At 43.5% G+C, this 18,651-nt stretch carries 19 protein-coding genes; 2 read left to right on the forward strand and 17 right to left on the reverse strand.

Annotated elements, in window-relative coordinates; all coding sequences use genetic code 11:
- Window positions 1–56: 56 nt before the first annotated feature.
- From DX130_RS22365 to DX130_RS22390, 6 genes are all read right to left on the reverse strand, one after another.
- Entirely contained in the window at window positions 57–764 is a 708-nt protein-coding gene (locus tag DX130_RS22365) for a DNA alkylation repair protein (RefSeq protein ID WP_116049458.1), read from the reverse strand.
- Between the two features lie 48 nt (window positions 765–812).
- Window positions 813–1,526 carry a DUF7832 domain-containing protein gene (locus tag DX130_RS22370; protein WP_116049176.1) on the reverse strand — a complete coding sequence of 238 codons (714 nt, stop codon included), beginning with the start codon at window positions 1,524–1,526 and terminating at the stop codon, window positions 813–815.
- A 172-nt stretch (window positions 1,527–1,698) separates the two neighbouring features.
- Window positions 1,699–3,705: a stalk domain-containing protein gene (locus DX130_RS22375; RefSeq protein ID WP_116049178.1), complete on the reverse strand. Its 2,007-nt coding sequence runs from the start codon at window positions 3,703–3,705 to the stop codon at window positions 1,699–1,701.
- Window positions 3,706–4,001: 296 nt separating this feature from the next.
- Window positions 4,002–4,397: an NADAR family protein gene (locus DX130_RS22380; protein ID WP_116049180.1), complete on the reverse strand. Its 396-nt coding sequence runs from the start codon at window positions 4,395–4,397 to the stop codon at window positions 4,002–4,004.
- Window positions 4,398–4,460: 63 nt separating this feature from the next.
- A complete protein-coding gene (locus tag DX130_RS22385) occupies window positions 4,461–5,057 on the reverse strand; it encodes a YdeI/OmpD-associated family protein (protein WP_116049181.1) in 597 nt (198 codons plus the stop codon).
- A gap of 53 nt (window positions 5,058–5,110) precedes the next feature.
- Entirely contained in the window at window positions 5,111–5,650 is a 540-nt protein-coding gene (locus DX130_RS22390; protein WP_116049183.1) for a GNAT family N-acetyltransferase, read from the reverse strand.
- A gap of 241 nt (window positions 5,651–5,891) precedes the next feature.
- Between DX130_RS22390 and DX130_RS22395 the strand changes: the two genes are divergently transcribed.
- Both DX130_RS22395 and DX130_RS22400 read left to right on the forward strand, forming a co-directional pair.
- The gene (locus DX130_RS22395; RefSeq protein WP_116049185.1) at window positions 5,892–6,368 is read left to right on the forward strand and encodes a hypothetical protein; all 477 of its coding nucleotides are present in this window, start codon (window positions 5,892–5,894) and stop codon (window positions 6,366–6,368) included.
- Window positions 6,369–6,555: 187 nt separating this feature from the next.
- On the forward strand, window positions 6,556–7,506 hold the full coding sequence (locus DX130_RS22400) for a phosphotriesterase family protein (protein ID WP_116049186.1): 951 nt from the start codon (window positions 6,556–6,558) through the stop codon (window positions 7,504–7,506).
- Window positions 7,507–7,699: 193 nt separating this feature from the next.
- Here the strand turns inward: DX130_RS22400 and DX130_RS22405 are convergent, their stop codons facing one another.
- The 11 genes from DX130_RS22405 to DX130_RS22455 all read right to left on the reverse strand — a co-directional run bounded on the left by DX130_RS22405 (window position 7,700) and on the right by DX130_RS22455 (window position 18,632).
- Entirely contained in the window at window positions 7,700–8,677 is a 978-nt protein-coding gene (locus DX130_RS22405) for an aldo/keto reductase (protein WP_116049188.1), read from the reverse strand.
- Window positions 8,678–8,689: 12 nt separating this feature from the next.
- On the reverse strand, window positions 8,690–9,268 hold the full coding sequence (locus tag DX130_RS22410; RefSeq protein ID WP_206098874.1) for a glucose-6-phosphate isomerase: 579 nt from the start codon (window positions 9,266–9,268) through the stop codon (window positions 8,690–8,692).
- 15 nt (window positions 9,269–9,283) lie between these two features.
- The gene (locus DX130_RS22415) at window positions 9,284–10,225 is read right to left on the reverse strand and encodes a shikimate dehydrogenase family protein (protein ID WP_116049190.1); all 942 of its coding nucleotides are present in this window, start codon (window positions 10,223–10,225) and stop codon (window positions 9,284–9,286) included.
- A 28-nt stretch (window positions 10,226–10,253) separates the two neighbouring features.
- Complete coding sequence (locus DX130_RS22420; RefSeq protein ID WP_116049192.1) at window positions 10,254–11,204, reverse strand: phosphoglycerate dehydrogenase; 951 nt, start codon at window positions 11,202–11,204, stop codon at window positions 10,254–10,256.
- Between the two features lie 51 nt (window positions 11,205–11,255).
- Window positions 11,256–12,245 carry an SMP-30/gluconolactonase/LRE family protein gene (locus DX130_RS22425; RefSeq protein WP_116049193.1) on the reverse strand — a complete coding sequence of 330 codons (990 nt, stop codon included), beginning with the start codon at window positions 12,243–12,245 and terminating at the stop codon, window positions 11,256–11,258.
- A 14-nt stretch (window positions 12,246–12,259) separates the two neighbouring features.
- Entirely contained in the window at window positions 12,260–13,300 is a 1,041-nt protein-coding gene (locus DX130_RS22430; protein WP_116049195.1) for a zinc-dependent alcohol dehydrogenase, read from the reverse strand.
- A gap of 25 nt (window positions 13,301–13,325) precedes the next feature.
- Window positions 13,326–14,144, reverse strand: coding sequence for a carbohydrate ABC transporter permease (locus tag DX130_RS22435; RefSeq protein ID WP_116049197.1), 819 nt, complete (start codon window positions 14,142–14,144; stop codon window positions 13,326–13,328).
- Window positions 14,145–15,068 carry a carbohydrate ABC transporter permease gene (locus DX130_RS22440; RefSeq protein WP_116049199.1) on the reverse strand — a complete coding sequence of 308 codons (924 nt, stop codon included), beginning with the start codon at window positions 15,066–15,068 and terminating at the stop codon, window positions 14,145–14,147.
- Window positions 15,069–15,135: 67 nt separating this feature from the next.
- Window positions 15,136–16,476 carry an ABC transporter substrate-binding protein gene (locus DX130_RS22445; protein ID WP_116049201.1) on the reverse strand — a complete coding sequence of 447 codons (1,341 nt, stop codon included), beginning with the start codon at window positions 16,474–16,476 and terminating at the stop codon, window positions 15,136–15,138.
- A gap of 220 nt (window positions 16,477–16,696) precedes the next feature.
- Window positions 16,697–17,677: a PfkB family carbohydrate kinase gene (locus tag DX130_RS22450; RefSeq protein WP_165861416.1), complete on the reverse strand. Its 981-nt coding sequence runs from the start codon at window positions 17,675–17,677 to the stop codon at window positions 16,697–16,699.
- A 49-nt stretch (window positions 17,678–17,726) separates the two neighbouring features.
- Window positions 17,727–18,632 carry a glycoside hydrolase family 88 protein gene (locus DX130_RS22455; protein WP_206098875.1) on the reverse strand — a complete coding sequence of 302 codons (906 nt, stop codon included), beginning with the start codon at window positions 18,630–18,632 and terminating at the stop codon, window positions 17,727–17,729.
- Between the last annotated feature and the right edge of the window lie 19 nt (window positions 18,633–18,651).

Here is an 18,651-nt window from a genome sequence, read left to right on the forward strand (position 1 = left end):
ATAATGGCCCGGTAATAAACCATACTAATTGCAATTGATCTTTATCTTGGATAATTTCAACACCTTACATGCTTGCGCTTGAAACCAATATCTCCTTTGTCGACAGCCTTCTGAATACGTTCGGAAGCGATCAAGAAGCTGCTTTTTTTCTGATCCTTCTTGACCTCTACTGGACCTACTATCCCTGCAATCTCGACTGCTTTATCATGAAGCGGTACATAGGATACCCCTACTGTGTAGATGAAGTTATTCATCGCGAATTTTGTACGCTCAGGAGCATCGTGAATCGTATTCTTCACCAATTCAAGCATATCTGCCAGCTTCGATTCGGAAAACTCATGGTCCTTGCGATTCCCCAGCAGCCAGCAGTAGCAGCTCCAGCCCGCAGACATCTTCAATTCTTCGCCGCTGGCGATCCACTTGTCGGACACTTCCTGTGCAATGTCGGCCTCGGCAAGTGTTACGGCCACTACATAATCGGACAACATATAAAAATAAGCACCTTCGATCCAACGCTCGAAATCCGCTTCCGTCATCACTTTTGGCTCTGCAATAACGCCTGCAAAATACATAGCGTCATAGTTACCTGTAGCGTAAAGCTGCTCCGCTAGAGGCTGATTTAATTTCGTCTTTTTGAGAATAGGCTTCATTTGACCGGTAGCTACGCCAAATAACGGTTCATGAGCGCCATTGGATTGATATATTTTTTTGGTACGTTCCTTGCTCAGAGCTTCAAGCTCTTGCATAACCGCCTCTAAGTTCATCATTTCACACATCCTTTTTAGACTGTTTCTTCAAATACTATACCATGATCACATGTCGAGTTTTTTTCCATTTTTCCACTCTTGATATCGCTCTGAAATAATCGGCTCAATGACGTAGTAATTTTCAATAGAATCCTCTACATGATAAATCGACGGCAGGTCACCCGCCAATATGTTTTGGAAATCCACCGCCGTATACATGTCATTATGAAGATGGAGATATTCACGGGCAAATGCATCCGCTTCATCCGATAATTCATCCGAGCTCAATACGCCATCCCAATTTGTACGATAAAATTGAGCACCTGTCATTTCGTTCCCTTTGACAAGCTCGATTTCGTTCGCATCTTCCTTCCGACTTCGCTTACTGACGAGATCATTTTTGACCAGCCAGGCTATGAACATACCTGTCGGTACATAGGCTTGAGTGCGATCCAGCTCTTGCGGAAAGTCGCCATCGTAATGCCATTTTGCTTTGTCGTATACGTATTTTTCTTTTTCCGCGATTTGAAACAAGATATCCACCGCTTCTTCTACATAGCCTTTTGCTTTCCATTCACCATCAATTTCATTCAACCGATCGATAGCTTCCTGCTTGTTGGGAAATGACTCATAGGTAGGATTTATCGTTTTTTTATCCGAATACAACCGTCCTTTAATGTAGTTAATGATGCAAACTTCTTGAGTCTCCGTAATCGACAAGTGCCTGTAATCCTTGAAAGTCTTGCCCTGTTTGGTCAAAACGATTTCTATCTTGGTCATGCTGTCACCTCGCTGATGTTTAGAAAAATAAAAAATAACATATCCGATACGTAAGACAGTTTCCCTCTAGGAACTCTATTCTATCACCCTTTTGAGTAATCTATTTATACTTTCTCTACGCATTCAAAAAACCGCACATCTATCCTTTCGGACGACTGTGCGGCTCTCTGTTTTATAACGTATAAATTTGTGTAACCTTACCATTAGTGAACGCTACATACTGGCTGCCATAGCTCCACACTTCTATTGTTGTCTGCTGGCTCGTTAATTTGGAAATATCATTAGGCCGTCCCCATGAAAATTCCACCTGGGTCTTATTCATGCCGATTGAGATCTTGGATGCCTTGATCGATTCCCATGTTGCGGCCGACCAGCTGTATTTCTTATAAGGGTCGTACGACAAGAACGTATACGAATCGTCCAAAACTCGTGAGACAAAATCCTTCGACATGATATCAGATTGAAGCGTATTTCCTTTGGCATCCTTAAAGACTACCTGGAAATTGTTACTGCCTACTGGAACAATGTCTGTTACCGTAACCTTGGAGAATCGCTCCCAATTTTTATAACTATTCACCCAAAACGACTTATTCAAATATTTAACAAGCGTACCTTGTTCATCTTGTTTCTTGATCTTCGGCGTATCAGCTGATTCAATGACCATAAATGCGGAGCCAAACGATACTTTCATTTGTTGGAGCTTGGTATCCCACTGCAGCTTCGCTCCCAAAGATTTGGACAATAAACTTGCCGGGAACAATGCTTTACCCTTTTCTTCGCGGACTGCCTGTTCCATGGCAGTATCTTTGCCATTCACCTTTGCGTTCTTCTGTCCAACCTTTAGTTGAATGGTCGTCGTACCGATCGTAACGTCATACGTTTTGCTGGCTGCCGTGTAAGTGACGGTTCCTCCAAGCGATTGGAAAACGGTTTGAATCGGCAAATAAGTGACATTATTAAGATTTACGGCCCCTGTCAAGTTCTTCCCTAGCTTGGCCGTTATCGTGAGCGTTTGGCTTTTCTCGCCTGCCTTTACAGTTACTTTCGCTTCTCCTACACCTGTAACCTTATAGGAGCCGTCCTTTGCTACTTTTAACAAATGCGGCTTGTCAATCTCCATGGAATAACTCTCGTTCGATAAAGTCTCTTTATACCCGTTGTTGTATTGTTGAACAACCTTGAAGTATATGGTATTCCCTACTGCCGGCTGTGCATTCGATGTTGTGAATTTAATCCCAGTCGATTCTGGAGCCTTGATGTTTGTAACCTTGTCGCCGACATGAACCTTCCAACTGCCATCTTGATGCTTGACTAGCATGGTGATGCCACTACTCTTAACAGTTATCGTATTATTGGGGTCGTCCACTTTTTTGGTTTCATGCAAGGTTCCATAATACGGAACAGCTTTTACTGCTTTTTCAATTCCTTTCACTTGCTTCACAAGTTTATCTTGGTCTTTGTAGCTGCCAGACATCCACACCGTTCCGTCTTTCTTGGTAACGACAAGCGCATTGTCCGAGTTGTATTGGATATGAGCGGCATCATTCGTTAATACTTTGGGGCGGAAGGTAACCTTTCCGTCGTTGTAATCGTAGTGATGAGCTTTCACCACCACAACTTTGCCTGTGTTGTCCATATAAGCAACGTCATTGTCGCTCGTCATTAGTAACGATACAATGGAGTAAGGATCTTCAACCTTATCCAACACAGCGTCACGAATATACGAATGATAGATTTCACCGCTAGTCGTCAAATAAACGTGGCTCATATAATCTCTTTCGTAAAGGACAATATTTTTCAGTCCCTCTATTTGCTTGCCGTCATAATACCAAACCGTTCCATCCTTCTTTATATAGGCACCGTACGCTAAGTACTTGATACTATTTTGGCTCTTGTCAACTGTTGGAAGATCATGATCATCCCAGGAAATAAGCTCTCCTTTGCTTGTTAAAGCATAGCCATACGGTTTGCCAAAAGAAGTGGCGTCTATACTGGCTTTCATATACCCGGTTGCAGCCCAAGGCCGCTTCAGCCAAAGAGTGCCGTCCTCCATCAAAATCATATCGCCTTTTACATCCGCAATCTGTGAAGCTTTTGTTTCTGTCTGTGCTGCCCCAGCTGTCGGGATCAAGCTTACCAACAGGAACAAGCTCAACATCATTGCTGCAAACTTCCTCATCTTACTATCCCCTTTTCCATAGTCATCCAGATATCTCGAGTTAATTCGATATATCTGCCAAAAATCCCTTCTTTTCCGACAAAGTAAATGCTAAACGAATGTCGAGGGAACACACGGAGTGACTATACGTAATTGGTGCAAGAACGATGTCTTGATGGAAACAACTTAGCCTCCCGTCTATTTGAAAAAAGATCAAAAGACGGGAGGCTACGGGATTGCTTATTTATTTTTTGATGGAATGCGTCTTCAACTTCAGCAGCCTTGACCCACTCGTCCGGCTGAACAAAGTAGTCATCCTATTCTTTTAGAGCTTCAGGAGACTGTTTCCCTCTCCATTCTGACAAGTACATTATATAATCTTCGCCTGCTCCCATTCTCCAGCCCATACTAAAGGGAGGGTAATCGGGAAACGCAATCCATTGCGGCGGATAAAACTCCGGGATGTGTTCATCCAGATCGTTTCTAATTTCAATTAACAATTTTCCCAACATGTTCTGACCTTGACCGTTACCGCCGTCATCCCAGTAGGCATCGTTGGTCGTATGTTCGACTAATGTACAATCTCCTGTAAACAGAAGAATCGATTTAATACTGGAATGCTGCTGTACCTTAGCGAGAAGTGCTTCCTTCATGATTTGAATCTTGCATTCTTCCCAATCCTTACGAAGAGGCTTGCTTCTATCCCGCCCCAACGGATACTTGGCGAAATTTGAAAAGCAACCATTCTAAAATTAATTATAACTGGCCCACACAATCTAATTATCATTTAATCCTTTTCCATTCAAAATATGCTGCGTATACTTTTCGATCCGTGACACTCTCGTTTTGGATTGCTTTGGATCAGTGAAATGAAGAAGATACGCTCTTTGCCGACCGGGCGTCAATGCCTCAAAAGCTGTTTTCAAATCAGGCATTTCATCGAATTTGCTTTGCAGCTCCTCAGGAATGGCGTATTCTGTATTCTTTTTCAACTCCACCTTCAAACCTGCCTGTTCAACCTCTATAGCTTCGTTAATATAGGCTTTCAGGGTCGTCTCCATTTCAAGGATTTGTTGAACATTAGTGAATCGGATTTGGCGTGCCGCCTGTACATTCTCCGTTTGTTGAATCAGAATCCCTTGAGGATCTTTTAACAAGGCGCCTTTGACGAACAGAAGCGCACAATATTCTCTAAATCCATGAATTAATACGACGTTGCTGTCTTGAAACGTATAACAAGGCACGCCCCACTTCAATTCTTCGGTTAGCTCACACCCAAGAACAATCATTCTTAAGTTCTCGAATTGTTCCTGCCATTTATCAGCTCTGCCTATAAAACGATCCACTTTAGCATTCATTTTACTAGTTGTCATGGAGGAACCTCCTCTATTTTGTCTTTCTACGTTATCCCCAACTGCCCCAAAAATTACTTCCACTCTTCCGCCAATATGGCATATACGCAATCATCAACCCATTGGTCATGAAGTCGAAAGCTCTTGATAAAGTGGGCTTCTTTTCTAAACCCTAGTCTCTCTAGTAGATTTATATATTTTATATGATCAGGATCAACTGATCCTGTGATTCTATGTTTTTTGAGCCCCAAAAATAAATAATCTATTAATGCTTTGACCGCTTCAAAGGCGTAGCCTTGACCTTGAAACTCAGGAGAAAGGGTATAACCGATTTCAATGGATTCATCATCGCCCATAAAATGAATACCCATATCACCAACAAGCTGCCCTTCCTTCAGGCAAACTGCTAATTGCAGCCATGAATCTCTTGTATTCGGCTCGATAGCCATATTCGCAGTGATAAAGCTTTCGACTTCGCCAATACTCTCAGGCCTCCATGATTGGTACTTATAAACCTCCGGCATAGCGCGATATTCAAAAAAAGCTTCTTTATCCTTCATTTCAAGTGTTCTAATGATTAATCTATCCGTTGCAATAATCGTAAATTGGCTCATGATCTGCTTCCATCCCCTATATCAAATAATGCCTGGTAGAGCTGCTTCAAGCTATATTACAGCTTAACCTGTGTATGACTATTGTTCCCTCTATCATCTAATATAAGCATATTAGCAAGTTTGAAACCATCTGACCGTATATTATAACTGCCTTTTATAAACTCACATGATGGAATATTTGGAAGAACAAGCAACAATTTCGTCTAAAATACGTCCATAAACTTTAAGGAGGGATTCCATCATGAAATATGTTTTCCTAATCGTTTTGCTTCTGTCTCTGACAGCTTGTACAACAATGAATGATCCTGTTGAGGAGGATCTTGTAGAGGAGAATTTCACTACATCCATAGCTGTAGTGGATACAACACTGAAAGCAAATAAAGACATTACTCTCATCACAGAATTAACTAACCTGTCAAAGCAAAGTATCTCGATTTTACATGGAGCTCCATTGATTCATGTGCAAATCTATGATGAACAAAACAACCCTCTCATAGATTCCTTTATTACGGCTACGATTGGTATTACTCATCCCTTAAAACCAAATAAGCCGTATAAGTCAGGCAGCCAGAAGGATGGCAAAACGACAATAAAAATCGAAAAAGCCGGGACATACAAGCTAATAGGAACAGCATCTTTTTCAATAGAGTTAGACGACGGGAATCGAAAAGATTTTAGAATATCATCTCAACCGGTAGAAATAACAGTGAGTGAATAACGGCAGCCAGAAAACAGGCAAAAGAAAGAACCTCTCACAATAGTGATGGCCCTTTTCGGATTAAATATGATTCTGTCGAAAACAAAAGAATGATGCATTTTACTAAACAACAAAAAGGAGTATAATAATATGTAATGACATATTTACGTTCTTATATATTTGTAATCGCTGCTAAAGGGGAATTGATATGGCCATTCAAACGGTATTAGGTCCGATAGAAAAACTTGATTTTTGCCATAGCCATGAGCATTTGTTTATTGCACCTGGACATCCAGGCACTCTTAATCCTGCTTTAACGATAGACAATTATGATCTGACTAAGCAGGAAGTTGAGCATTTTTTGGCTGCAGGCGGCAAAGCTATTGTGGATGCGCAGCCATTAGGGTGCGGCCGGATGGAGAAGGAACAGGTCAGACTGGCGCAAGAGACAGGATTACAGTTAATTTTGCCTACCGGCTTTCACAAACTAAGCTTCTACCCCGACCATCATTGGATCAAGCAAGAGAGCGCCCAACAATTAGCCGCGATTTTTATACATGAACTCAAAAACGGCATGTACATCGGTACTGATCAGCATTATCCCGATACGTATATCGAAGCCAAAGCGGGATTTATTAAAGTGGCGATTGATCAAGCCAGAATGGATGATCCCGATAAAAGATGGTTCGAAGCCGCTGCTATAGCAGCGAAAGCAACCGGATGTTCTATTATGTGTCATATTGAGTCCAGTCGTCAGGCTTGGTACTTATATCAATTCTTCAAGGAGCATGGCGTAGAAAGCAATCGAATCATTATTTGCCATCTCGACCGTTCGCTCGATGAACCCGATCAACATATAAGAATGGCGCAAGAAGGGGTTTTTCTGGAGTATGATACGATAGGCAGATTCAAGTATCATAATGATGAGAATGAACTAGTTCATATTACGATGATGATACGCGCCGGTTTTGGGGATCACATTTTGCTCGGTCTCGACACTACTAGAGAACGCTTAAAGTCATACCAAGGCTCGATCGGACTCACGTATCTTATCGAATCCTTTTTACCTGGTTTAAGAAGTAAAGGGGTAACCGAACAAGAACTGGATGCGCTTATGACTACGAATCCGACACGGGCGTTTTCTATTCAAACGCCATGAGCTAACTTCATGACATTAATTATAAACATCTTCAATGACCCATCCAGCTCACGAGTCTGGAACGATCTATTTGAAGATGTTTTTTCATGTCACTTTTTGAAACAAAAGTGCACCCCACTTGTTAATTGCTCAACTTACAAGTGAAATGCACTTTTATATAACAAGCCTTATTTGTCTTTATACGTTCATGCGCTTACCAAGAATAGACTTCAGGAGCTTCTCCTCCCGGGCCGGGGAAGATGCGGTCTAATTCTTTCATAACCGATTCGTCCAAAGAAATCTCAACAGCCCGCAAGCTATCCTTCAGCTGCTCCACTGTACGCGGCCCGATAATCGGGGCAGTCATCGCAGGATTCGCCAACACCCACGCTAACGCAACGTTAGCTTCCGACTCGCCAAGTTGTTGGCATAAGCTTGAATACTCTTCGAGCTGAGTCATATGTCTTTCAATTAATTGCGTATTGCGGCTTGTTCTCCCTGCTGCTAATTTCTTCTTCCAGTTCCCACCTAATAATCCGCCATCCAGTGGACTCCAAGCTACAATACCAATACCTTGATCCCTCGCCGCAGGAATGACTTCCAGCTCCGGCAAGCGGTTCAGCAAGCTATACTTATGCTGTTCGCAAACCAATCCCATGAACCGGCGGTTTTGAGCGGATGCCTGTGCTTTCATCAAATGCCATCCGGCAAAATTGCTGGAGCCGACATAATCGACTTTACCCGAACGCACTTCTCTTTCAAACGCTTCCCATATTTCATCCCATGGCGTGCGACGATCAATATGATGCATGAAATATAGATCGATGTGATCGGTTTGCAATCGTTTCAGCGATCCTTCCAGCTGTCTTCTAATTTTATAGATAGAGAGACCTTTTATATCATTCGGCTTATCAGGATCATTAATGGGCTCATAGACTTTGGTAGCAAGAACTACACGTTCTCTTCTTTGCCCGCCTTGCGCAAACCAACGACCCATAATGGATTCGGTTAGACCGGCATTTTCGCCCCACCCATAAATATTAGCCGTATCGAAAAAGTTAATGCCGGCATCTAATGCTGCATCCATAATTTTAAAAGCTTCCCTCTCATCTGTATCTACGCCAAAATTCATCGTACCCAGACATAAGCGGCTTACGCGCAAGCCCGATCTTCCCAAATATGAATATTCCATGGTGGTCGCCTCCTATTCAATCCATTTCGGATTGTCTATGATTGAACTAGCTCCGTTTTCCTCAACGATTAACTTTCTAAAGCCTTGTTGTTCAATTAAACCATACTCATGACCTGCATCCGCTCGGAAAACAAAAAAGGTAACCAGCGGTTCATTACCCGTATTAATGCTGCGATGTGCATACCGAGGCGGCACATATACGGCAGCTCCGGGAGTAAAGCGCTCTGCGCTCCATTCTCCTTCAGGATTTTCGAGCAGCAGGTATCCTTCCCCAGAGAGACAGTAGTACACTTCGCCTGTTTCCAGAATACTATGAAAATGACCTTTCGTCATATAATATTCATTGCCTACTTTACCTGGATAAACAATACTTGTTCCAAACAACAGCTCACCGGGATGCTCCGGCAGTTTCAGCTCATAAAACTCGTAAACTAGCGGATTATCATGTGCGATCGCTTCCTCATAAGCCCCCTGATCGGCGTACATCCCTTTCATATTGGACAAATATCTGTTTGTCGTCTCACCTTTATCGGACAAACCATTCTTAAGATCAAATAATTGTGTAAACGGTTGTGAAAAATGTTGCATCATCCTGATCCCCATCCTTCAACTGCGTATCGAATTTGATATTTTTTCGATTTCATCAAACTTCTCATCCGTCATTTCAATGTTAAATACTTCCGCAATCACTTGTGTCCAGCCATGCAAGAAATAGACCCAGCCATCCTCTACTGTCAGCTCACATTTCTCTTGTGCTTGAAAGGCTTGCTTCAGCATGGTCAAATCACCCCGATAATTCAGCTCCCATATCAAGCTTTGAAGCGGAAAATCTACGTTATCCGATAGTGGCGAACCCGGGCGATCCTTACCAAGACCGGTTGCATTCACAATTAAAGAATGAGGGGAAATCGGAGATAATACTTCGTTATTATCTCCGGAGTTAGGACATAGATAGAATTGAGACTCTACATCCGGACGCAGCTCCTTCACAATTCTCTCAATCTCATCCAATCTAGGCTGACTTCTATTGGTTACAATAATACGAGAAGGGATATTATGGCCATGCTTCTCCTGTAAGAGGTATGAACAAATGGCTATTGCGCTTCCGCCTGCACCCATAATAAACAAGTCGCCCTTGTGATCGCTCCAGTAATTAGCGGGAATAAAGGCTTCCATAGCAAGACCACTTGTAATGGGGTCCTTCGCATGGCCGATTAGCTTGCCGTCTCGTTTGGAAATGGACGAAAGCTCACCAAAGCTCCTTGCAAAGGGATCGAATTCATCAAATAAATCCTTCGCTGCGTGATACAAATCAATTTTGTGCGTCGTCACTAACGCTCCAAGCGAAAGCTCATCCCCTTTAATGAACTCCACGACTTCACGATAGGTTTCAGCGGCCGCATGAATCTCGATATCAATCCCTTTGATCACGACATCCCCAAGATCCAGGATATCCGCCCATTTAGGAAAAAGCGTCATGATGGAGGACTTCCCCGTAGTTACACCGATAAAATACATCGTTGGTTTCGTTGCCTTTTCAAATTTCATCTTGTGATCCACTCCTCGTCGTTACAGCTTAGCCCTGTTGCTTCTCTTTAAGCATGGATAGTAAATTCTCTGTCGCTTTAACAGCCATACGCTCTACAGCTTCTTGCGTGTATGCGCCTGTATGAGACGTTAATATAAAGGAATCTAGCTCTAGCAATTTATGATTAGACGGAGGTGGTTCTATACTGAAAACATCCTGTGCCGCTCCTGCTAACTTCTTGTTCAGCAATGCATTATAGAGAGCTTCTTCATCGACCAATTCGCCTCTTGATGTATTAATCAAATAGCATGAAGGCTTACAATAGCTTAACGTGGTTTCATTAATTAAATGATGAGTAGCTGCGGTTGCCGGCACATGCAGAGATACAAAATCACTTACGCCTAATACGCCCTCTAAGCTGGAACTAATCGCAATATGATGTTCTTTGAAAAAGGAGTCATCCTGCAAATAAGGATCGTATACGATGACATTCATACATAATCCTCGTGCACGCAAGGCGACCTCACGCCCAATTTGACCTGCACCGATTAGACCAAGTGTTTTGCCGGTAACCTCATTCCCCATTACCCGCTGCCAGCTTCCCTTTTTCACTTCAGCCACAGTCAATGGAATCTTTCTTGCAATAGCAAATAGTAGACCAATCGCTAGCTCTGCAACAGATACATTATTGGTTCCGGCAGCGACTCGCACATCAATGGCTAATTCTTTGGCGCGTTGACTATCGATATTGTCCGTTCCCATGCCATATTTTGAAACCGCCTTGAGGTCGGGCAAGTCCTCTAACACATGCGCTGAAATGGGATCTACCCCCACAATAATGCCAACAACACCCTGCCGAGAAACTTCGATGATTTCATCTTCAGTCATGGTACGACCTGAAGTATTATAGATCGGCTCCAAGCCAGCAGCCTTCAACAATTCAGCAGGTTCCGTCATCGTTCGCGGAAATGATTTTGGAGTTATAAGCACCCGGTTCATTCTCTGTCCCACTCCTGTCCTGTAAGGTATTCAACCCGTCCATGATGACGGCTAATCAAGGTCGAAATAACAAAGCGTCGCCGGCAGTTCATGCCCTGTATTGACTTTGTCCGGACCTGTTACAAGATCAAAGCATGAAGCGATAACTTTGCCCCCATATACGATAGGTTCGCCTGGTTGATCCAGTTCACCATTAAGTCCATCCGTATCCGGGCTTTGCGCAATTCGCTTCACGACGCCGTCAGGCGTTACCTTAGCAATAGCATTTGCAGAGAAATCAGCGATATATAAGTTGCCGTTATCATCAAAAATCATGCCGTCCGTTGATTGCAGCTCTGCCGAATTCTGTGCCCAAACTTCATTGCTAGTGACTTCACCAGACTCATCAAAGCAAATTCGATGCACGGCGCCGTCTCCGAAATTCCCTACGTACATGCGGCCTTCCTTATCAAAGGCTATGCCGTCTGCCCCATACTGGCAGTCCACATTTTGAGTAATAAACGTAGTCAGGATATGTCTATCCTCTAGCGTGTTTGTAATCTCAATGTTTTCTTCGTCAAGCTTGAAGCGATAGACGCAGCTCACTAATAGCTTCGACGAATCTTGCACTTTGGAAAGCAAGCTTTGCGTAACGTATGCATAGCCGTCTTTAATACGAATGCCGTTAGGATGCTCCATTCCTGTTGCAACAACGGTGCAACGTTCTACAAGGCCGTCGCGAACACGTAATCTTAAAATACGACCTTTGAATACCAGGGACGGATCACCTGACCATCCTTGATTGTCACAAATATATAAATCGCCGTCCGGGCCAAAAGCGATACCCATCGGATGCGACTTCCCGGTTTCTTCATGAACGGGAACATCCGCCCACTTCATAATATGGCGTTCCTTATCAATCCGTAAAATAACGCCTTGCTTCGACGGATCCGCATAGTTCGGGCATGACAGGATCAAATTCCCTTCGTGATCAATTGCCATGCCGTCCGGTGTTACCGCAATGTCCTCAGGAAGCGCGCAATATAGCTTGGTTTCTTTCATGTCATTCATCCTCTCTACTTATCAAATGTGATCACTACTTTTTTTCCACTTTTGTTTTTGGCAGCGGCAAAGGCTTCAACTGCATCGTCAAAATGCACAATGTCCGATATATAGTCGGATGGAATTAAGCGACCTTCTGCCATCCACTCCAGAATTTGTTCATGACATAAGGATTCTTCTAATTTGGATGGCCATTGCAGGAAATGAAGCGACCAGTTATATTCGGATTGACTCCAATCCAGCTCCATCTTTTGTTCCTTTGGCACGCCATAACAGCATATCTTTCCGTTATGCTTCACGACTTTCATCGACTGGTTCATAATTTCCGGCAAACCGACTGCATCCACCGTTTGATCCACACCTTGCGGGAACAGCGCTTTAAGCTCTCTCACAATATCTACCGTTGAGCTGTTAAATACATAATCGGCTCCTACCGCTTTCGCTTCATCGATTTTGGAATCACGATTGACGGATACAACGACTGGCCCTAGACCGAGCAGCTTCGCCATTTTCGTAAAGGTTAATCCGACCGGACCAGCTCCAAAAATCACGACACTTTCACCAGCTTGAAAATTAAACCTCTTAATAGCGCTTAATACTTCACGGAAGGTCACAATCATGGCAGCGTCTACGGAGCTGATCTCGTCCGGAATTCGTTGCTGTGCATAATAAGCCTCTGAGAACTGCGGGTCGCCTGGACCTTTGCCATCAACCAACAATGCTTGCGCATCCCCGATAATTGCATATTCCGAAAACGCGCCCCAACCAGAGTTCACACCATCAATCGCTTCTTCCATGAAGGGAAGCAGCACCCGATCTCCGAACGAGAAGCTGGTCACCTTCGAACCAAGCTCAACGACACGACCAACGCCTTCATGTCCAAGGCTAGCGGGATAGTGATCGAATCCCTTAAATTGCCCGTTTATAATTTTGGAATCTGTACCGCAGATTCCGCAGCTCTCCAGCTTCACTAACGCTTGATATTCGTTGTAGAGCGGACGCGCTATATGGCGTATCTCCAGATTTCCGCGCCCGTCGGTGACGAGACTCCTCATATGCCAACCTCCCATCGAGAATCCATTATCCTTTGACCGCTGATGAAGCAAGACCTTCGATCAAGTTTTTCGAAAATGCGATAAAGAAGAACAGCACTGGAATGGTGCCGAGCGTAATCCCCAAAATTTGAGCGGCGTTATCATTTCTGAATTGACCCGCCAAGCCTCTTATTCCTAACGGGATCGTATACAGGGCATCTGAATTCAACACAATTAATGGTGTTAAGAAGCTATTCCAGGACCATAGGAACAATAGCAAGGCTAAGGTGACGAAAGCCGGGCGCATAAATGGCATCGCAATGCGTAAAAACACACTCATTTCATTACAGCCATCTATTCTCGCGCTCTCCAATACTTCTGTCGGAATCGTATTTTTCGCAAATTGCGTCATCCAAAATACGCCAAAAGCGCTTGCCGCAGGCGGTATGATTAGCGGCCACAACGTATCCATCCAACCAAACCAGCGCATTTCAATCACAAAGGCAATAATACTCAGCTGACTTGGAATCATGAGCATCCCAATAACAATAGCCAGCATCAGCTTTTTACCTTTAAATTGATATTTCCCTAGAGCAAATCCGGCCGCAGAGCAGACTAAAACGCCTAATACCGTGGTTGAAATTGCTACGACCAAACTATTCTTGTAATAGTTCAAAAAGTTGATTGAAAACACCGACGCTAAATTCTTATTCAAAGAATCGCCAAACCAAAACTTTATGCCGGTATACAACTGATTGCTTTCATACGTACCCATAATAATCATCGTGTAGAAGGGGTAAAGGGAAATCAGTGAAATGATCACCATGAGCAGAAACATAAAGGGACTTCCCAGCTTCTTAACCATTTACTCCCCTCCCTTATTCATAAAGCGAAGCACAACTAATGTAATCGCCGTAATGAGTATAAATAGCGCAAATGAAATGGCAGAGCCATATCCGTATCGGAATGTGCCGCCAAATACCGTATCATAAATCAGCCACGTTCCCGTTAATGCCGATCCTTGAGGACCACCGACCAGTGTCGCGCCGAATCCTGTGAAAATCATGTATGGCTCATCAAAGATCTGGAAGCAACCGATCATCGTAGTCAACACGACAAAAATCATGACTGGCTTCAAATTAGGCAATGTAATGCTGAATAATTGTCTCCATTTACCCGCTCCATCAATTTCACTTGCTTCATACAACTGTTTATCTATACTCATAATGCCTGCCATAAATAAAACGGCTGTATAGCCGAAGTATTTCCATATCGTTACAAGCGCAATTGTTATTCTTGCAGGCCATTTTTCGCCTAACCAATTAATCTTTTCTGTAATGAAGCCAAACTTCATTAATATTTCATTTACGCTGCCGTAATTCGAATCAAACATAATGTTAAAGATTAAGCCGATCGCAACAGACGTTGTAATATACGGGAGGAAATTCATTAAGCGGAATGTCCCGACAAAAGGCACCTTTTTACTGGTGAGCATGACACTAATAAATAAAGCCAAAATAATTTGAGCTGGAATGATCATAATCATAAACAAAAACGTATTGCCCACTGCACGATAAAAACGCGTATCTTGAAAAACTTGAATGTAATTTTGTACCCCTACCAACGATACATCTTTGGTTCCTGTCCAATCCGTCAAACTAATATACAAGGTGAATAAAATGGGGAATAAAGAAAATAACGCAAAAATAATAAAGAAAGGCGACACGAAAATGTAAGGTGCTAATTTTTGAGAAATCTTATTCCGTTTAGTTAATTCATCCGTAGACATTCAACACCCACCTCGATGCAGTCGAAATTTCGGAAAAAGACAGGGGACTGCCTTTTTCCGCTAGATATTATTTCAATTCCGGAGCTGATTCTAAAATCATCTTCACCAATTCATTGTAAGCTTGCTCAGCCGTTCTGCCGTTTTCAATCATTTTCATCGTAAGGGCATTAGAATCGGTAATGATGGAGTCATACAAGGTAATCGGTCTTGCCTTTGTTTCTTTGCCAATTTCAATGAATTTCGACATAATATCTTGCCCTGCAAAATACGGATCAGCAGCAGAATAAATGTTGGCTTCCATTGCCGGTTTGTACAAGGTCATCGTATTGTTCACTTCAGCGAATGCTTTTGCGCCATCCATGGACATCGTTACCCATTTGACGAATTGCCATGCCAGCTCCTTGTTTTTAGCATCCTTCGGAATAGACATTCCTGTTCCGCCCCATTGATAGCTGACCGGAGCTCTCATTAGACCGTATCTTCCCTCAGAGTCAGGATCATTTGGTTTAATACCGTGAGGAACAAACCATGTAGGCGTTGCATAGAAAATGACATTATTGTTGGCGAAGCTTGCATTCCACGAAGCGGACCAAGTGTCCAGCTTGCCGAACATATTATTTTTAGTCATCTTCTCCATAAGCTCGTAAACGGGCTTAAAGGTGCTCTCTATGTTCAACTTTCCGTCTACTACCCACGGCTCTGTGTACGATCCTGATAGCAGGCGGAAGCCCTCTTCATATAGTCCGCTCATTAAAGTCACTTTTCCGCCGCTTTTTTCATACACTTCTTTGCCTTTTTCGACAAAGACGTCCCAATTGCTGAAAATAGCTTCTAATTCTTTCGGATCATCTGTTCCAAAATATTCACGCGCCAGATCACGTTTATAGGCAATGCCAGCCATTGTGGCATCCTCTTGAATGGTGACGACTTCACCCTTTTCGTTCGTGATAAGGGGCAGCGCATACTCCAGCAAGTCGTCCAGCTTAGCGTTATAAGGCGCCGCGCTCAGATCTTCCCAAGCATCCAGGGACATCAACGCTCCGCGTGCTGACACTTCCATGAGTGAAACGTCGGGCATATCCCCGCGAGATGCAATCGTTGTTTGTAATTTACGACCGTAATCCGAGTTAGGAATGACCTCTACGTTCACCTTAATATTCGGATACACTTTATTAAAGGCAGGAACAACATTGGCTTCAAAGTCACCCCATGCCCATAACGTAAATTCGCCCGAATATTCTTCTGGAGATTTCTCCGTGAACGTGTTGTTATCACCAGGCGCACTGCTTGGGTTGGAGCCTTCATTTTTAGATCCATTCTTGCCAGTATTAGATGACTGTCCACATGCTGTCAAAACAAGGCTTAATGTAAGAAGAATAGCTACAAACGGCATTAATTTCTTTGACATTGATACCCCTCCTATTTGATCGCAAATGTATACTCGGTTCTACCTTCTCAAAACCATCACCTTACATAACACCACCTCCTTTGTAACTAGATGAATTGTTATTATGAAATTTTGTCATTACATAATTACATATAAAGGATGACTATTTGATTGCACTTATTCACAGTGCGGCAGTCATCACTTCATCATCACCATTGGTTGCGCTTACATATTAACGTGATTATAACTCCTTGGATTGGAGCAATTCATAAACTTCTTCTGTTGTTGGCATGGACGGGATCGCTCCGATTTTCGTCGTAGCCAGTGCCCCTGCAGCGTTGGCAAATTGAATGGCACGAACTAGATTCGAATCAACCTTCAAGTGGAATTGGCCGTCACGATCATGCTGGATAAGCAATTGACTTAAGAGGCCCGCTACAAAGGCATCGCCTGCTCCAGTCGTTTCCTTTACTGCAATACGATGTCCCTCTATTTCCCCGGTTACTGCGCCATCGGAATAAAAACAGCCGCGCTCTCCTCTGGATATTACAACCAATTGCGCACCTTTACTTAGAATATAGTTAGCTGCGGCAACTTCGGATTGATAGCCTGTAATAAACGCCATTTCTTCTTCGCTGATTTTTACTATATCCGCATAACTAAACGCCGCTTGTATTTCTCGTTTGGCTTCTTCCTCATCATCCCACAGCATCAATCTTAAATTAGGGTCGTAAGATACCAGCAAACCAAGTTCCTTTGCACGTTTTACGGCATGCAACGTAGCAGATCGGGATGGCTCATGACTTAGACTAACCGAACCAAAATGCAACACTTTACTATTTCCCAAATATTCATCTGATATTTCATCCGCTCTGAGCAGAATGTCGGCCCCAGGATTGCGGTAAAACATACAATCTCGGATGCCATCTAGTCGAATAGCTACAAAGGATAATGTCGTTCTGGCATCTTCATCATAGATAACTTCAGAAATATCCACTTGGTTTTCATGCAAGGTTTGAGTCAAAAATTGACCAAACGGGTCTCTGCCCACTTTTCCGATAAAGGAAGATCGTCTTCCTAATCGCGACAGTCCTACCGCAACATTAGCCGGCGCTCCTCCCGGAGCTTTTATAAAACCTGGGCTATCGATCAACGAAGCTTCACTCTGTGACGAAACAAAATCTATAAGTAATTCGCCTATACAAATCACATCATGCTTCAAAGTCATGTCCTCCAATCCAATCCATTTCATTTGTATATAAATGTATGCCCTAGCCCAGCTTCTGCTTAGCCGTTTCCATTAACATGTAGAAGGCCTGGCCTTCAGTCGCCGTTCCAACCTGGTTAAAGTTCGGTGATCCGCAAACGCCTTGAACGATGCCATAGGAATCAACCTTGTTATTTGCCGCAGCTCTCATTTTATCCGCATTCGCCAGGTATTCTTCCCTCAGCCATCCTTCCTTCACACCAGAGTAGATCGCATACGCAAGCATCTGTGCAACATTCGTTTCGACAAAAGTCGTTGAATCGTCCAGCACATCATAGAACAATCCGTCTTCTCTTTGGTAAGTTAAACAGCCTTCGATCAGCTCATTTAAGTACCCAATCAACCGCTGCTTACTCTCTGCCATCGTATCGGGCAACGTACGAATGACACGAATAAGTCCGGCAGCTGCCCAGCCGTTTCCTACTCCCCAATACGCATTCCGGATAAATCTCTCGTTGTCGTCATCCCACATATGCGAGAAGAGCTTTTTCTCCGCATTCCATAACAGCTCTCGGTAAGCCTCTACTTGTCTAACCGCTTCTTCCACATGCCCGGCTACGGCGATAAACGGCGGGGCCATATAGAAGGAATCCACCCATACTTGATTGGCGAAGTTCATATGGGAGATGGCTCCGTTCCTCGTTCTAGGCGCTTCGTTCAGCAAATAATTCAGCATCCGATCAGCGGCAATTTTATATTTCTCATCATTCGTATGCTTCCAAGCAAACAACACGGCCTCACCATTGCTTGCAGGATCCGTCACAGCCGGTTCACTGGCCATGATGCCGAGTCTGCCTTCTTCGGTCTGCCGAACGCACGCATCGTGTGCAAGCAAGACGACCTCCTCGATGTATCCGCTTTCAATTAACGCCTGAGCAGCAACGCCTTGCTCCCAGCTAAATCGTTGCATTGATAACATTGCTCGTTTT

The sequence above is a fragment of the Paenibacillus paeoniae genome (assembly GCF_003388735.1).
In the GTDB taxonomy this organism is placed as follows: Bacteria; Bacillota; Bacilli; order Paenibacillales; family Paenibacillaceae; genus Pristimantibacillus; species Pristimantibacillus paeoniae.

Coding starts and splice junctions, on each gene's coding strand:
- DX130_RS22365 (WP_116049458.1), bottom strand. CDS start 764: ATGAACTTAGAGGCGGTTATGCAAGAGCTTGAAGCTCTGAGCAAGGAA.
- DX130_RS22370 (WP_116049176.1), bottom strand. CDS start 1,526: ATGACCAAGATAGAAATCGTTTTGACCAAACAGGGCAAGACTTTCAAG.
- DX130_RS22375 (WP_116049178.1), bottom strand. CDS start 3,705: ATGAGGAAGTTTGCAGCAATGATGTTGAGCTTGTTCCTGTTGGTAAGC.
- DX130_RS22385 (WP_116049181.1), bottom strand. CDS start 5,057: ATGACAACTAGTAAAATGAATGCTAAAGTGGATCGTTTTATAGGCAGA.
- DX130_RS22390 (WP_116049183.1), bottom strand. CDS start 5,650: ATGAGCCAATTTACGATTATTGCAACGGATAGATTAATCATTAGAACA.
- DX130_RS22395 (WP_116049185.1), top strand. CDS start 5,892: ATGAAATATGTTTTCCTAATCGTTTTGCTTCTGTCTCTGACAGCTTGT.
- DX130_RS22400 (WP_116049186.1), top strand. CDS start 6,556: ATGGCCATTCAAACGGTATTAGGTCCGATAGAAAAACTTGATTTTTGC.
- DX130_RS22405 (WP_116049188.1), bottom strand. CDS start 8,677: ATGGAATATTCATATTTGGGAAGATCGGGCTTGCGCGTAAGCCGCTTA.
- DX130_RS22410 (WP_206098874.1), bottom strand. CDS start 9,268: ATGATGCAACATTTTTCACAACCGTTTACACAATTATTTGATCTTAAG.
- DX130_RS22415 (WP_116049190.1), bottom strand. CDS start 10,225: ATGAAATTTGAAAAGGCAACGAAACCAACGATGTATTTTATCGGTGTA.
- DX130_RS22420 (WP_116049192.1), bottom strand. CDS start 11,204: ATGAACCGGGTGCTTATAACTCCAAAATCATTTCCGCGAACGATGACG.
- DX130_RS22425 (WP_116049193.1), bottom strand. CDS start 12,245: ATGAAAGAAACCAAGCTATATTGCGCGCTTCCTGAGGACATTGCGGTA.
- DX130_RS22430 (WP_116049195.1), bottom strand. CDS start 13,300: ATGAGGAGTCTCGTCACCGACGGGCGCGGAAATCTGGAGATACGCCAT.
- DX130_RS22435 (WP_116049197.1), bottom strand. CDS start 14,144: ATGGTTAAGAAGCTGGGAAGTCCCTTTATGTTTCTGCTCATGGTGATC.
- DX130_RS22440 (WP_116049199.1), bottom strand. CDS start 15,068: ATGTCTACGGATGAATTAACTAAACGGAATAAGATTTCTCAAAAATTA.
- DX130_RS22445 (WP_116049201.1), bottom strand. CDS start 16,476: ATGTCAAAGAAATTAATGCCGTTTGTAGCTATTCTTCTTACATTAAGC.
- DX130_RS22455 (WP_206098875.1), bottom strand. CDS start 18,632: ATGCAACGATTTAGCTGGGAGCAAGGCGTTGCTGCTCAGGCGTTAATT.